Source organism: Pseudomonas sp. 5Vm1k, assembly GCF_056161485.1.
The window spans coordinates 140,385-155,438 of sequence record NZ_JBSPCZ010000008.1 but is presented as its reverse complement, the minus strand read 5'-3'; the positions used below and the strand labels follow the sequence as shown (position 1 = coordinate 155,438).

Sequence of the window (15,054 nt, the reverse complement as noted above, 5' to 3'; positions counted from 1 at the left end):
CGGAGCTTTCATGACTTCCCCGACACAACCGCCGGTCGCCGACGCTTTGAGCGAAGACCAGGCAGACCTGCCAGACAGCGTCGACTCCAGCGCAGACAGCGAAACCAAAGCCGCGATCCCGGCGTTCAAGTTTCCGTTCAAACCGGGCGAACTGGCCTCGGCCAAAAACGCCAACCAGCCGTGGTACAAGAACGGCGCCAAGAACGGTCACACCAAGACCCCTGGTGCAGCGCCACCGGGTACTCGTCGTTCGATGGGTAAACGCTGAGCGGCAAAATGCCTCTGTGATATCGAGACTGTTCCCACAAGGATGAGCGAATCGTCCTCTGGGAAAGTCGGTGGCCACTCGTCGAAGATTCATGCTCATGAATTCTCGACGAAGGCCACCGAAATGCTCCTGCTGAAAATCCTCTTTGTACTGACGTTGGTCGCTCTGACCGCCGGTTGCGTATCGTCCGCGACCGAGTCACAGATCCGCTCTCCCAGCTATCTCTTGAACGACGAAGGTCTGCCTTTTTCCGATGCGGTGCAGTTCGGCGAGACCATTTACCTGTCCTGCGTACTAGGCTTGGGGGCGGATGGCGAATTGGTGAAGGGCGGTATCGTCCCGCAGATGACCCAGACCATGGAGAACCTGCGCAGCGCCTTGCAACGTAGCAGTTCGTCCCTGGCCCATGTGACCAAATGCACGGTCATCCTGGCGGATATCAAGGATTTCAGCGCAATGAATACGGTGTATCAGCGCTACTTCCCGGTGGATCGTTTGCCGGCGCATACGTCGTTCGTCGCCAAGGCGTTGGTGCTGGACGCACGGGTTGAAGTCGAGTGCCTGGCGGTTGCCGCCCGCTGATTCGCCCCACAAGTGATGGCTAAATGCCTGGACACTGAGCCAGATCAGTATTTGTGGTTTCAGCGCGCTTAGAGTCAGCAGCCCTGCCGACTCTTTCCATAAAACGAGCGCGCTTTCCATGAAGATCAACCTCCCGGTGACGGGTCGCAATGTCGACTTTGCTTCTGATGCGAACATCCTCTCGACCACCGATCTGACCAGCGCAATCACCTACGCCAACGGCGACTTCATCAACATCAGTGGCTACAGCCGGGATGAGCTGTTGGGCTCGACGCACAACCTGTTGCGCCACCCGGACATGCCGGCAGCGGCTTTCGCCCATATGTGGCAAACCCTTAAAAGTGGCCGCTCGTGGATGGGGCTGGTGAAGAATCGCTGCAAGAATGGCGATCACTATTGGGTCAGCGCCTACGCCACTCCGGTCACGCAAAATGGCCAGGCTGTGGAATATCAGTCGGTTCGCACCAAGCCGGGTATTCGGCAAATAGAGGCCGCAGAAAAAGCCTACGCGCAACTTCGCAGTGGGCGTCGGACCTTGCTGCAACGCTTGCCGGTGGTGGGGATTGGTTTGAAGGTGTCGGCGCTTTTCAGCCTGGTGCTGGCGGTTGTGATGGGTACCGAGGTGTGGTTGCAGCCGTCGTCAGCAGTCTTCGGGTTGCTGGTGTTTGTGCTGGGCAGCGGTTTGGCGGCGTTCGGCGTGGGGGTGTTATGTCGACCGCTGAGGACATTGACCGAGCGCGCGCGTCAGGTGGCTGATAACCCGTTGAGCCAAGGTATTTACACCGGTCGCCGGGACCAGTTCGGCCAGATCGAATTCGCCTTGCAGATGCTTGAGGCCCAAGTGGGGGCAGTGGTGGGGCGCATCGGTGATGCCTCGCAACGGCTGGCCGGGCATGCGGCGGAACTGGTCGTGCATTTGCAAAGCAGTCACACCAGCACCCTGGCCCAGCAGGCCGAAACCGATCAGGTAGCGGCAGCGATTCATCAGATGGCCGCCAGCGTGGCGCAAGTCGCCAGCCATGCCCAGCAAGCCTCTGTGGCGGCTGATCTGGCCGGCAACGAAACCCGCGAAGGGCATCAACTGGTGGGCGAAAGCCGTGGCGCGGTGTTGCGCCTGGCCGAAGAGCTGGCGCGGGCGACTGAGGTCATTCATCAGTTGGAAGGCCACAGCAGCGATATTTCCGGGGTGCTGGAGGTGATTCGCAGCATCGCCGAGCAAACCAATCTATTGGCTTTGAACGCGGCAATTGAAGCGGCGCGCGCCGGGGACGCTGGACGCGGTTTTGCGGTGGTGGCCGATGAGGTTCGCGGGCTGGCCCAGCGAACCCAGCAGTCGACCAACGAGATTCAGCGGATGATCAGCACCCTGCAAAACGGCGCTCGGGATGCGGTGGTGGCGATGCAGCAAAGCAGTGAACACGTGGAAAACAGCGTCGGTCAGGCCCGTCGTGCCGCGGACGCGCTGGACGGGATCAGCCAGCGGGTCAGCCAGATCACCGAAATGAGCCTGCAAATCGCTGCGGCAGTGGAAGAGCAGAGCGCGGTCAGTGAAGACATCAACCGCAACATCACCAGCATTCGCATGGCTTGCGAGGTGACGGTGAATGAGGGGCGCAAAAGTCAGGTCAACTCAGAGGATGTGGCGGGGCTGGCTGGGGATTTGCGGTTGTTGGCTCGGGAGTTTTGGGGGCAGCGTCGTTAGATTCAAGATGTGTAGTGCCTGATCCTAAGCCTTCGCGAGCAAGCCCGCTCCCACAGGGAATGTATGAACAACACAGATCTCATGTGGGAGCAGGCTCGCTCCCACAGGGAATGCGTGAACAACACAGATCTCATGTGGGAGCGGGCTTGCTCGCGAAGGGGCCTCCACTGGCAACGCATCTCTTGGATCAAGCCGCCCGTAATGAAATGAACGCATAGTTCAGCGCTGCTTCAGTCGCCACTTCAGCCCCGGCCGCCAGCACTTGCCCGGCGATGTCCTCGCCCGAGACATGAAACGACCATTCACTGTCCAGTACTTCCAACGGCTGGGCCACGACCTGATCGATCACCGAAGCAAAAGCGCCCATCTCCGGCAGATAAGCGGTAAAGCCATCGCCCTTCAGCGCGGTGGTGCGAATCCCCAACAACCCACAAATCGCATCCTTGGTCTGAACATCATCGCGATCCGCCTGGCGCGAGCGCTGGATCAGCGTGACCAGTTCCTGATCCACCAATTGACCTCCCACAATCAGGTCCGGGCCCTGTTCCCACGACTCGGGCGGGCATTCTTTTACCGCCGGGTTCAGGGGAATATGCGGATTGATTTCCATTGGGTAGATGCGGCACACCAACGGCCGGCGCTCGTAAATGCGGCAGAGGTTGTCTTCGTCAAGATTCCGGCAGGGGCCGACGTTGTAGGCGGCGAAGGTGATCGCGACGTAGGCATCGCTGACGCCACTTCGAACCCTTACCGAGCGACGTTCGGCGTGCTCGCGTTGCTGCATCGGCAAGCCCAGGCCATTGCCCAGGAAGCCTTCCACCAACACGATCACCTGCCCGCCATCGTTCGCCCACATGCGGGCTTCCGTCAGGGTCAGGGGTACGTGGTGATCGTTGCAGCATTTGCCACAACCTACGCAGGAAAACGTCGTGTTCATTGATCGACCGGTCGGATGTCAGGGCATGAAAGGGTGACAGAAAGCCACCGCACAGGCCTGCATCGAAGCAAGTTATGCGCCACTCACGGCTTTTTTGCGGTCGGGCGGATGGAGTCCCATTCGGTGACGTAGGCGGTTTTGCTCTGTTTGTTGTAGAGGCATAACTCGGTGCCTTGCTGGCCTTTCATGTGTTTTTGCGGGTATTGGCCTTGCAGCAGGAGCGCGGTGTAGCCGACGCGGTCGTCGAATTGCGCGGCGCTGCCGACGGGTTTGGCGTCCTTCAGGCCGCTGGCCTTGGTGCAGCTGGTGAGTACGGCTTTGTCATAGGCGGCCCAGGCGTCGGGGCTGGAGGCGTGGGCTTGGGTGGCGAGGGCGGTGAGGGAGAGGAGCAGCAGGGTGGTGGTTTTCATGGAGGTGGGCATCCTTGTGCGTGTTGGCCAAGGTTGGAGTATGCCTGATGGTTGTGGGGTGTTTGTGTCGGCCTCTTCGCGGGCAAGCCTCGCTCCTACAGGGGACGCGCTGTCAGGCCGGCACCGGCTCCCGGCGTACCACCCGCATGCCGGCACTTTCATACAAACGCTGCGCCCGAACGTTGTCTTCCAGCACTTTCAAATCCACAAACCCTTCGCGGCGCTGCTGAAACGCTTTGAAAGCATGTAGCAGCAGAGCGCGACCCAGGCCGAGGCCTTGAGTGCGGGGATGCACTACCAGGTTCTTGATGTAGGCGCTGGTCCAGCACTGGCACACACCGACGATCCCTTCGGCGTCGAGGGCGATGAAGCACAGGCTCGGATCGTATTCAGGATCGGTTTCAAAACGCTGCTGCCAGACGTCCAGCGCCGGCACGCGGCCGCCGCCTTCGCGATAACCCAGTTCCATCAGTTGATGTACGGATTCAGCGAGTTCGGGGCGGTATTGGCGCAGTTCGATACCGGTTGGCCAGGCGATGGCCGGCACCGCCTCAGCGAGGTTGCGCCGCATCAAAAAGCAAAAGTCCTCGGCCAAACTCAGTGACCTTGCTCGGCGACGGCCTTGGCGGCTTCGATCAGGCACTTGGTCAGTTCTGGCGAGGAGAACTTGGTCAGTACCCCGTTGGCGCCGGCCAAACGGGCTTTTTCGCTGTTCATCGCGCTGTCCAGCGAGGTGTGCAGCAGCACGTAAAGGTGTGAGAAGTCCGGGGTTTCGCGCAGGGTGCGGGTGAAGGCGTAGCCGTCCATCTCCGACATTTCGATGTCCGAGACGATCAGGTTGATCTGCTGCGCAGTGCCTTGCAGGTCTAGCAGGCAGTCGATGGCTTCCTTGGCACTGCGGGCGGTGTGGCATTGCAGGCCGAGGTTGCGCAGGGTGTGCACCGATTGTTGCAGCGCGGTCTGGCTGTCATCGACCACCAGAATTCTTGCATTGCCCAGCACTTCGGCGTCTTCCATGCTCAGTTCGGTCGGGACCATTTCGATCTGCGCCGGGGCGATACCGTGGATGACTTTTTCGATATCCAGTACTTGCACCAGCACACCGTCGACCGAGGTCACGCCGGTGATGTACGAACGCACACCGCCGGAACCGAAGGGCGGCGGACGGATGTCGGTGGTCAGGCAATGCACGATCTTACTCACGGCCTGCACGTGCAGGCCCTGTTTGGAGCGGCTGACGTCGGTGACGATCAGGCAGCCACCGTTGGGGTCTTCCAGTGGCCGCTCGCCGATGGCGCGGCTCAGGTCGATCACCGACAACGACGTGCCGCGCAGGGTGGCGATGCCTTTGACGTGGGGATGCGACTCCGGCAGCTTGGTCAGCGGCGGGCAGGGGATGATTTCACTGACTTTCAGCAGGTTGATCGCCATCAGCTTGCCGCTGCGCAAGGTAAACAGAAGAAGCGAAAGTGAATCTGCGCGGGCTTTGGTGGAGGACATAAAAACCTTCTTTGGAGAAAGGTGATGGGCGAGTAAAGAGTCGCCAAAAGCTATCGATGCCGGGTTATCGACTTGTTGGGGGCAGGCTTTAGGGATATTCCCGGTCCATTGGTCCAACACCGATTCTGTGGCGAGGGGGCTTGCCCCCGTTCGGCCGCGAAGCGGTCGTAAAACCAGCGATGACGTTCTCTCTGTAAAACGGGGGGGAGCGCTTCGCACTCCAACGGGGGCAAGCCCCCTCGCCACAAGGTTTCACTCAACTCAGAATGGGGTTACTTCATCCCCAATCGCTTGGCCATGCGCCCCAGATTCGCTCGATCCAAGCCTAGCTCACGGGCCGCGCTCGCCCAATTGTTGTGGTGGCGTTCCAGACAGGCGTTGATCAGTTGCCGTTGATAATCCTCGGTCGCCGCCCGCAAGTCACCCGAGACTAAAGGCAAAGGACTGACGGTTGGTTGCTCGACGGGCACCTCGACGCTGCCATGGGGCAGATCCAGGTCCGCCGCACTCAAGCTGAGGATTTTCGGCCGTTCCTTGCAGTTGCCCAGCGCTTTCAATGCGCTGCGGCCAATCAAGTGTTCCAGTTCCCGCACGTTCCCCGGCCACGGATAAGCCAGCAGCGCCGCCTGGGCATCGCTGTTCAGGCGCAAGCTGTTGAGGCCCATGCGCGAGCGGTTCTGTTCCAGGAAGAAGCCGCTGAGCAGCAACACATCACGCCCACGATCGCGCAATGCCGGCACCAGCAGTGGATAGACGCTCAAACGATGATAGAAGTCGGCGCGGTAACGGCCGCTACGCACTTCTTCAGCCAGGTCGCGGTTGGTGGCTGCGATCAACCGCACGTCTACTTGATGTTCTTTATCCGAGCCCAAGCGTTGCAGCTGACCGCTTTGCAACACCCGCAGCAACTTGGCTTGCACGGTCAGGGACAGTTCGCCGACTTCATCGAGAAACAGCGTGCCGCCATTCGCCAGTTCGAATTTGCCACGCCGGTCGCTCGTTGCCCCGGTGAACGCACCGCGCACGTGGCCAAACAATTCACTCTCGACCAGCGTGTCCGGCAGGGCGGCGCAGTTGAGGCTGATGATCGGCTTGTCGGCCCGGGGCGAGGCGGCATGAATCGCTTGCGCTACCAGTTCCTTGCCGACCCCGGTTTCCCCGGTGATCAGCACGGTCAGGTCGCTGCCGCCCACCAGATTGATTTCTTCCACCAGGCGTTTGTGAGACTTGCTCTGGCCGATCATTTCGCGGCTCTGCTGGCCGCTGGCCTGTCGGTAAACCTCGGCACGCTGGTGTTCATCTTCGGCGCGATTGGCCAGCCGCTCGATGCGCTCGGCGGCGTTGACGGTGGCGGCGGCGAGGCTGGCAAAAGCTTGCAGGGCGTCGAGCTCGATCGGCTCGAAGCGCTCCGGGTCCAGCGCATCAAGGGTCAGCAGGCCCCACGGGCGCTCATCGATAAACAGTGGGCAACCCATGCAATCGTGGACTTCCAGATGCTCATCAAGCCCTTCGACCAAACCATCATAAGGGTCGGGCAATTCACTGTCGGCGGCGAAGCGCGTCGGTCCGGGGCTGCTAAGCAACGCTTCGAAGCGCGGGTGTTCGCTGACTTTGAAGCGTCGGCCCAGGGTGTCGGTGCTCAAGCCGTCCACGGCCAGCGGCACCAGCCATTCACCGTCGAGTCGCAACAGGGCGGCAGCGTCGCAGGGCAAAAGGGCGCGCATGGCTTCGAGCAGGCGCCGATAGCGCTCGCCTTCGGGCAGTTCGCGCGAGAGGTCCGAGACCAGGGGGAGCAGGGCGGTAAGCAGGGATTTTGCAGTCATAGTGACTCCGTGTAGTCGGTGTGACTATAAAACAGCCTGTGTCGATATGACTACGTAGAATTCAACTTGTTGATTTATAAGGTTTTAATTGTTGGCATGGAAACTGATAAGCCTAAGGCATTCACATCGAAGCTCAGGAGTTGCCCTAATGCTTAGCGTTCAAGATCGTGCCATCGTCAAATCCACCGTACCGCTGCTGGAAAGCGGTGGCGAAGCGCTGATCACCCACTTCTACCGCATGATGCTTTCTGAATACCCGCAAGTCCGCCCGCTGTTCAACCAGGCCCACCAGGCTAGCGGTGATCAGCCCCGCGCCTTGGCCAACGGTGTGTTGATGTATGCGCGACACATCGATCAGCTCGACCAGTTGGGCGATCTGGTGGCCAAGATCATCAACAAGCACGTGGCCCTGCAGATTCTTCCGGAACACTACCCGATCGTTGGCACCTGTTTGCTGCGCGCCATCGCCGAAGTGTTGGGTGAAGAGATCGCGACGCCTGAAGTCATCGGCGCGTGGGGCGCGGCTTACAACCAATTGGCCGACATCCTGATCGGCGCCGAAACCAGCATCTACGACCAGAAAGAACAAGCACCGGGCGGCTGGCGCGGGGCGCGGGAGTTCATCATTGCGGCCAAGGTCGAGGAAAGCGCGGAAATCACCTCGTTCTACTTCGAACCCGCCGACAAAGGCCCGATCCTCGCTGCCGAGCCTGGTCAGTACATCGGCATGAAACTGGTGCTGGATGGCGAAGAAATTCGTCGTAACTATTCACTGTCCTCCCTGTCGGACAACGGTCAGTACCGCATCAGCGTCAAGCGCGAAACCGGTGGCCGTGCCTCCAACCACTTGCACGATCAATTGCATGTGGGCGCGAGCATCCAACTGTTCCCGCCATCGGGCGAGTTCACCCTGACCGCCAGCGACAAACCGCTGGTGCTGATCAGCGGCGGCGTCGGCATCACTCCGACCCTGGCGATGCTCGAAGCGGCGCTGGCCACCGAGCGGCCAGTGCACTTTATCCACTGTGCGCGTAACGGTAGCGTTCACGCGTTCCGTGACTGGATCGACGGCCTGGCGGCGCGTCATCCGCAGCTCAAGCGCTTCTATTGCTATGCCGAAGATGATGGCGTGAGCCCGGCGGCGGACAAGGTCGGGTTGTTGAGTCAGGAGCAATTGGGCGCGTGGTTGCCGCAACAGCGGGACCTGGATGCGTACTTCCTGGGGCCAAAAGGGTTTATGGCGGCGATCAAGCGGCATCTGAAAGCGCTGGGTGTGCCGGAGAAGCAGAGTCGGTATGAGTTCTTTGGGCCGGCTTCGGCGCTTGAGTAACTCTTAAATACCGAGTCGCCTGCTTCGCGAGCAAGCCCGCTCCCACATGGGATTTCGGTTGAACACAGGATTTGTGTTCACACCGGTCCCTGTGGGAGCGGGCTTGCTCGCGAATGGCCGCACCGCAGTCCCAATTCTTGCAAATCACTCAAAAGTTAATCCCTGCTTAACCGGCCTGTCGTCTATTCCCCGACATCTACCGGCGCGCGCCAGGCTCTCAACCGTCATGGTCTGCGTGTAGACTTCCGGCAATCGATATTTAGAAGGGAAACGCGATGAGTGACGAAACGATGCGGTTGGGCCGTGAGCGGCGTTATCTGGTGTTGCTGGGTATCATCTGCCTGGCACTGATCGGTGGTGCGCTGTACATGCAGGTGGTTCTGGAAGAGGCACCGTGCCCGCTGTGCATCCTGCAGCGCTATGCGTTGCTGCTGATCGCCATCTTCGCCTTCATCGGCGCGGCCATGCGTACCCGTCGCAGCCTCACGGTGTTCGAGGTGCTGGTGGTCATCGCTGCACTTGGCGGCGTCGCGGCGGCCGGGCATCACGTCTATACGCAGTTCTATCCGGCGGTCAGCTGCGGCGTCGATGTGCTGCAACCGATAGTCGACGGCCTGCCTCTGGCGAAGATCTTCCCGCTGGGCTTCCAGGTCGACGGCTTCTGCGACACGCCTTATCCGCCGATCCTCGGCTTGTCGCTGGCACAGTGGGCGCTGGTGTCGTTCGTGCTGGTGGTGGTGCTGGTGCCGCTGCTGGTCTCGCGTAACCGCAAGGCGCTGCGCTAACCCGTCGCGTTAAACAAAAAACGCCCCGGTCCTCGTGAAGAGGGCCGGGGCGTTTTGCATTTCAGAGCACAGGTAAACAGACCGTGATGTGAGACAGCGAAGGGGGCGCAACGTGTGCGACATGTTGTCACAGCCAGAGTGTCGCAGGGCATTTCAAAGGGTGGAATTGGTGCATAGCTACGCAACGAATTGCCCCGATTTGAGCCGCTACCCATTTGTTCATCTTCATGGGGTAACAGGCAGTTTTAACAGGCCTTGGCGAATCGCCAGACCCCTTGCTTATCGGGGCTTTGGCGGGGGTAACGGAAGGCAAGGTGCCATGAAGGCTGTCTGAACTGCGGGTGGTAGCCCCACAAATTTTGGTGTTTTTGTTGAGAATTAATTTCGATACCATGCTGAACTTTTGCAAAATCCGTTAATGATTGTTGCTGGAACGGATAAAAATTATTTCGAGATGAGACATGGTTTATAGGCGGCGACGTATCTACAATCGCCCGCACTGAATTCCCGGCGCTGCTCTCGACTGAGCAGAATAGGGCGTCGAGAGGCTTAGCGGCTTCATGCGACTCCCAGGTGTCGGTGCCTTTCCGACTATCCGCACCAAATGGAATTGGTCTGTAACAAGGCCTTTGACCACGAATTCGAATAAGAACTCACCGCTAGCCCAGGATTTGTCGAACAGCGTCTGACGCGCGACGGGCAGCCCTTATTCAATCCAAGAAAAATGCCAACCCTTGGCAGGGTGAAGTGTTGGCGATCAAAACCCAACTGCATTGCGCAAGCTGCTTTAGAGGTCGTGAGATGAGTAAAAACAGGTACCCCAGACTACTAGGCTTATTGCCGCTGCTCGGCACGTTGCTGCTGTCAGGCTGCAACATGACCTTGCTCGACCCCAAGGGCCAGGTCGGCCTGGATGAGCGAAACCTGATCATCACCGCAACGCTGCTGATGCTGTTGGTCGTTGTGCCGGTCATCGTCATGACGTTCCTGTTCGCCTGGAAATATCGCGCTTCCAACCCGGACGCGGTCTACGCGCCTAAGTGGTCGCACTCCACCAAGATTGAAATCGCGGTGTGGGCTGTTCCGGTCCTGATCATCATTGCCCTGGGTTACGTGACCTACAAGTCGACCCACGCACTGGACCCGTACAAGCCGCTGGAATCCGACGTCAAGCCGATCACCGTTGAAGTGGTCTCCATGGACTGGAAATGGCTGTTCATCTACCCGGAACAAGGCATCGCCACCGTTAACAAACTGGTGTTCCCGGCCAACACGCCAATTAATTTCAAAATCACCTCCGACACCGTGATGAACTCGTTCTTCATCCCGGGCCTGGGTGGCCAGATCTACGCGATGGCGGGCATGGAAACCAAGCTGCACCTGATTGCCAACCAGAACGCTGAATTCGACGGTATCTCCGCCAACTACAGCGGCGCGGGTTTCACCGGCATGAAGTTCAAAGCTATCGCCACTTCCCAGGCGGATTTCGATGCCTGGGTCAGTGATGTCAAGAAGGCACCTAAACAGCTGGAAAAAGCTGAATACGAAGCCCTTTCCAAACCAAGCCAGAACAACCCAGTCGAGCTCTACTCCTCGTTCACGCCAAACCTGTTCCAGATCATCGTCGACAAGTACGAAGGCATGAAACCAGGTCAGCCAATGCACCACGAAGGTAAAGAGCACGAAATGGCCGCCATGGAAGGGATGGACATGAGTTCGCATTCAGCTGCCGGGGCAGAGGAGTAAACGATGTTTGGTAAATTAAGTTGGGAAGCGGTCCCGTTCCACGAACCGATCGTGATGATTACCATCGCCATGATCGCGCTCGGTGGTCTGGCGGTATTCGGGCTGATCACCTATTTCAAGAAGTGGACCTACCTGTGGACCGAGTGGCTGACGTCGGTCGACCACAAGAAAATCGGCGTGATGTACATCATCGTTGCCATGGTCATGCTGCTGCGCGGCTTTGCCGACGCCATCATGATGCGTTCCCAGCTGGCCCTGGCCACCGAGGGTTCGCCTGGCTACCTGCCGCCTGAACACTATGACCAGATCTTCACCGCTCACGGTGTGATCATGATCATCTTCATGGCGATGCCATTCTTCACCGGCCTGATGAACCTTGCAGTGCCGCTGCAGATCGGCGCGCGTGACGTTGCCTACCCGTTCCTGAACTCCCTGAGCTTCTGGCTGCTGGTCTCCGGCGTCGTGCTGGTGAACGTGTCCCTGGGTGTCGGCGAATTCGCCCGTACCGGTTGGGTTGCGTATCCGCCGCTGTCGGAACTGGGCTACAGCCCGGGCGTTGGCGTTGACTACTACATCTGGGCATTACAACTGTCCGGGCTAGGTACGACACTGACGGGGGTCAACTTCCTGGCCACCGTGCTGAAAATGCGTACACCTGGCATGAAGATGATGGACATGCCGATCTTTACCTGGACCTGCACCTGGGCCAACGTTCTGATCGTCGCTTCGTTCCCGATTCTGACCGCTACCCTGGCACTGCTGACGCTTGACCGTTACATGGATTTCCACATTTTCACCAATGAACTTGGTGGCAATCCAATGATGTACGTCAACCTGTTCTGGGCCTGGGGTCACCCCGAGGTTTACATCCTGATTCTGCCGGCGTTCGGGGTCTTCTCTGAAGTCATCTCGACCTTCTCCGGCAAGCGTCTGTTCGGCCATCACTCGATGATCTACGCCTCTGGCGCGATCTCGATCCTGGGCTTCATGGTTTGGCTGCACCACTTCTTCACCATGGGTTCGGGTGCTAGCGTTAACGCCTTCTTCGGTCTGGCGACGATGCTGATCTCGATTCCGACGGGGGTGAAGCTATTCAACTGGCTGTTCACCATCTATCGCGGTCGTCTGCAGTTCACCAGCCAGGTTCTCTGGACCCTGGGCTTCATGGTGACCTTCGCCATCGGCGGCATGACCGGCGTACTGCTGGCCATCCCGGGTGCTGACTTTGTGCTGCACAACAGCCTGTTCGTGATCGCTCACTTCCACAACGTGATCATCGGCGGCGCAGTATTTGGCTACATCGCTGGTTTCGCTTTCTTCTTCCCTAAAGCGTTCGGCTTCAAGCTGCACGAAGGTTGGGGCAAGGCAGCGTTCTGGTTCTGGATCTCGGGCTTCTTCGTCGCGTTCATGCCGCTCTATGCACTGGGCTTCATGGGCATGACCCGTCGTCTGAACGCCACTACCAACCCTGAGTGGGTGCCTTACCTGCACGTAGCAATGTTCGGCGCGGTCATGATCGCCGTCGGTATTGCCTGCCAGTTGATCCAGCTGTACGTCAGTGTGCGTGACCGCAAGAAGCCAGAGAACATGTGCGAACACGGCGATCCGTGGAATGCCCATACCCTGGAATGGTCGACCTCTTCGCCACCGCCGTTCTACAACTTCGCCGTACTGCCGAAAGCGCCAGGCATTGACCCGTTCACTGAAGCCAAGGAAAACGGTACTGCGTACCAGACTCCGGTCAAGTACGAGCCGATCCACATGCCAAACAACACCGCGACCGGTCTGGTCATGGGTGCTCTGTTGACCGTGTTCGGTTTCGCGATGATCTGGCACATCTGGTGGATGGCCATCTTCGGCCTCGCCGGTACCGTGATCTACTTCGTTATCCATGCTGCCCGTGATGACCAGGGCTATATGGTGCCGGTCGACGTGATCGAGCGCATCGAAGCCGAGCAGCACAAGCGTCTGGTAGCAGCCGGGAAAGTCCCTGCTGGCGCCACCCGTGTTGAAACCTCGTTGGAACAGGCTTAAACCATGTCGAACTTAGTGACCAATGCTGGACACACCCATGTCGATGAACATGGGCACGATGACCATCACCACGACTCGGGCGAGATGACCGTATTCGGTTTCTGGCTCTACCTGATGACCGACTGCATTTTGTTTGCGTCGATCTTCGCGGTGTACGCGGTACTGGTTAACAACGTAGCGGGTGGCCCGTCGGGCCACGACATCTTCGAGCTGCCATACGTGCTGGGCGAAACCGCCTGCCTGTTGCTCAGCTCGATCACCTACGGCTTCGCCATGCTGGCGTTGTTCAAGGGCAACAAGAAGGCAGTGTTGGGCTGGTTGGCCATCACCTTCCTGTTCGGCCTGGGCTTCATCGGCATGGAGATCAACGAGTTCCACAAGCTGATCTCCGAAGGCTTCGGCCCTAGCCGCAGCGGCTTCCTGTCCGGGTTCTTCACCCTGGTCGGCACCCACGGTCTGCACGTGACCAGCGGTCTGATCTGGATGGCGATCATGATGTATCAGGTCAACAAGCACGGCCTGACGTCGACCAACAAGACCCGCCTGAGCTGCCTGAGCCTGTTCTGGCACTTCCTGGACGTGGTGTGGATCTGCGTATTCACCGTTGTTTACCTGATGGGGACCCTGTAATGGCTAATGCAGCTCACTCAAATCATGGCCACGACAGCCACGACGATAGCCATGGCAGCGTAAAGTCCTACGCCATCGGCTTCATCCTGTCGGTAATCCTGACGATCATTCCGTTCGGCCTGGTGATGTACCCATCGCTGCCGAAAGTCTGGACGCTGTGGATCGTACTGGCCTTCGCAGTGATCCAGGTGTTGGTTCACCTGGTGTACTTCCTCCACCTGGACCGCTCCGCCGCCCAGCGTAACAACGTGATTGCGTTTGTGTTCGCTGCGATGGTGATCGTCCTGCTGGTTGGCTTGTCGCTGTGGATCATGTTCAGCATCCACACCGTCATGATGGCGCACTGAGGAAAGTCCGGATGTCCTTTAAGCACTTTATCCAAATCACCAAACCGGGGATCATTTTCGGTAACGTGCTTTCTGTGGCAGGCGGATTTTTCCTGGCCTCGAAAGGGCATGTCGATCTGGCCATCTTCCTGGCCGCCATGATCGGCACGTCCCTGGTGGTGGCTTCCGGTTGCGTGTTCAACAACTGCATCGACCGCGACATCGACCTGAAGATGGAACGCACCAAGAACCGGGTGCTGGTCCAGGGCTTGATCTCCCTGAAACTGGCCCTGGTCTACGCGACCGTCCTGGGTATCGCCGGCGTTGCGCTGTTGTACAAGGTGGCTAATCCGCTGGCCGCGCTGTTCGCAGTGATCGGTTTTGTCATCTACGTCGGCTTCTACAGCCTGTACCTCAAGCGCAAGTCGGTTCACGGCACGCTGGTGGGCAGTCTGTCGGGCGCCATGCCGCCGGTGATCGGCTACGTCGCCGTGACGAACAGCTTCGACATGGCCGCGCTGACCCTGCTGGTGATGTTCAGCCTGTGGCAGATGCCGCATTCCTACGCCATCGCGATCTTCCGCTTCAACGATTACCTGGCCGCATCGATTCCGGTGCTGCCAGTGAAGCGCGGGATTGAGGTCGCCAAGAAGCACATCCTGCTCTACATCCTGGCATTCCTGGTCGCGACCTTGATGTTGACCTTCAGCGGCTACGCCGGCATGAGCTACCTCGCCGTCGCCGCGGCCATGGGCATGTACTGGTTGTACATGGCCTGGACCGGCTACAAGGCAGTGGATGACACGGTCTGGGCACGCAAGTTGTTCGTGTTCTCGATCTTCACCATTACCGCGTTGAGCGTGATGATGTCGCTGGACTTCAAAGTGCCGAGTGAGCTGTTGCTGACTTATGCGCCTTAAGGTTTAGTTGCTGAACTGAAAAACCCCGCCCTCGAAAGAGGAGCGGGGTTTTTTATTGGGT

At 58.9% G+C, this 15,054-nt stretch carries 15 protein-coding genes and 1 pseudogene; 11 read left to right on the top strand and 5 right to left on the bottom strand.

Going from position 1 to position 15,054, the window contains the following annotated elements:
* The first annotated feature begins 10 nt into the window (after positions 1–10).
* The 4 genes and pseudogenes from ACWIKB_RS17585 (at position 11) to ACWIKB_RS17570 (ending at position 2,552) form a co-directional block, all read left to right on the top strand.
* Positions 11–268: a hypothetical protein gene (locus ACWIKB_RS17585; RefSeq protein ID WP_475268441.1), complete on the top strand. Its 258-nt coding sequence runs from the start codon at positions 11–13 to the stop codon at positions 266–268.
* A 123-nt stretch (positions 269–391) separates the two neighbouring features.
* Positions 392–850 (top strand): RidA family protein, encoded by a 459-nt coding sequence (locus ACWIKB_RS17580; protein WP_475268440.1) that lies wholly within the window; start codon positions 392–394, stop codon positions 848–850.
* Between the two features lie 118 nt (positions 851–968).
* Positions 969–1,250, top strand: a pseudogene (locus ACWIKB_RS17575) (PAS domain-containing protein); the annotation flags it as partial.
* A gap of 210 nt (positions 1,251–1,460) precedes the next feature.
* Positions 1,461–2,552, top strand: a complete 1,092-nt coding sequence (locus tag ACWIKB_RS17570; protein ID WP_475268623.1) for a methyl-accepting chemotaxis protein — start codon at positions 1,461–1,463, stop codon at positions 2,550–2,552.
* 187 nt (positions 2,553–2,739) lie between these two features.
* Here ACWIKB_RS17570 and ACWIKB_RS17565 read toward each other — a convergent pair whose 3' ends face one another.
* The 5 genes from ACWIKB_RS17565 to norR form a co-directional block, all read right to left on the bottom strand.
* On the bottom strand, positions 2,740–3,489 hold the full coding sequence (locus tag ACWIKB_RS17565; protein WP_475268439.1) for a YkgJ family cysteine cluster protein: 750 nt from the start codon (positions 3,487–3,489) through the stop codon (positions 2,740–2,742).
* An 83-nt stretch (positions 3,490–3,572) separates the two neighbouring features.
* The gene (locus ACWIKB_RS17560; RefSeq protein WP_475268438.1) at positions 3,573–3,899 is read right to left on the bottom strand and encodes a hypothetical protein; all 327 of its coding nucleotides are present in this window, start codon (positions 3,897–3,899) and stop codon (positions 3,573–3,575) included.
* A 112-nt stretch (positions 3,900–4,011) separates the two neighbouring features.
* Positions 4,012–4,470 carry a GNAT family N-acetyltransferase gene (locus ACWIKB_RS17555; RefSeq protein WP_475268437.1) on the bottom strand — a complete coding sequence of 153 codons (459 nt, stop codon included), beginning with the start codon at positions 4,468–4,470 and terminating at the stop codon, positions 4,012–4,014.
* A gap of 26 nt (positions 4,471–4,496) precedes the next feature.
* A complete protein-coding gene (locus tag ACWIKB_RS17550; protein WP_475268436.1) occupies positions 4,497–5,399 on the bottom strand; it encodes a chemotaxis protein CheW in 903 nt (300 codons plus the stop codon).
* 272 nt (positions 5,400–5,671) lie between these two features.
* A complete protein-coding gene (norR, locus tag ACWIKB_RS17545) occupies positions 5,672–7,222 on the bottom strand; it encodes a nitric oxide reductase transcriptional regulator NorR (RefSeq protein ID WP_475268435.1) in 1,551 nt (516 codons plus the stop codon).
* Between the two features lie 148 nt (positions 7,223–7,370).
* On the opposite strand from norR, the gene hmpA reads away from it, so the two are divergent.
* The 7 genes from hmpA (at position 7,371) to cyoE (ending at position 14,993) form a co-directional block, all read left to right on the top strand.
* Positions 7,371–8,552 carry an NO-inducible flavohemoprotein gene (hmpA, locus tag ACWIKB_RS17540; protein ID WP_475268434.1) on the top strand — a complete coding sequence of 394 codons (1,182 nt, stop codon included), beginning with the start codon at positions 7,371–7,373 and terminating at the stop codon, positions 8,550–8,552.
* Positions 8,553–8,827: 275 nt separating this feature from the next.
* A complete protein-coding gene (locus ACWIKB_RS17535) occupies positions 8,828–9,337 on the top strand; it encodes a disulfide bond formation protein B (RefSeq protein ID WP_149658143.1) in 510 nt (169 codons plus the stop codon).
* 801 nt (positions 9,338–10,138) lie between these two features.
* Complete coding sequence (gene cyoA, locus ACWIKB_RS17530; protein ID WP_475268433.1) at positions 10,139–11,083, top strand: ubiquinol oxidase subunit II; 945 nt, start codon at positions 10,139–10,141, stop codon at positions 11,081–11,083.
* 3 nt (positions 11,084–11,086) lie between these two features.
* Positions 11,087–13,117 carry a cytochrome o ubiquinol oxidase subunit I gene (gene cyoB, locus ACWIKB_RS17525; protein ID WP_213938522.1) on the top strand — a complete coding sequence of 677 codons (2,031 nt, stop codon included), beginning with the start codon at positions 11,087–11,089 and terminating at the stop codon, positions 13,115–13,117.
* 3 nt (positions 13,118–13,120) lie between these two features.
* Positions 13,121–13,747 carry a cytochrome o ubiquinol oxidase subunit III gene (locus ACWIKB_RS17520; protein WP_054613570.1) on the top strand — a complete coding sequence of 209 codons (627 nt, stop codon included), beginning with the start codon at positions 13,121–13,123 and terminating at the stop codon, positions 13,745–13,747.
* The gene (gene cyoD, locus ACWIKB_RS17515; RefSeq protein WP_475268432.1) at positions 13,747–14,094 is read left to right on the top strand and encodes a cytochrome o ubiquinol oxidase subunit IV; all 348 of its coding nucleotides are present in this window, start codon (positions 13,747–13,749) and stop codon (positions 14,092–14,094) included. Before ACWIKB_RS17520 ends, cyoD begins: the two co-directional genes overlap by 1 nt.
* A gap of 11 nt (positions 14,095–14,105) precedes the next feature.
* The gene (gene cyoE, locus ACWIKB_RS17510; protein ID WP_475268431.1) at positions 14,106–14,993 is read left to right on the top strand and encodes a heme o synthase; all 888 of its coding nucleotides are present in this window, start codon (positions 14,106–14,108) and stop codon (positions 14,991–14,993) included.
* Positions 14,994–15,054: the final 61 nt, after the last annotated feature.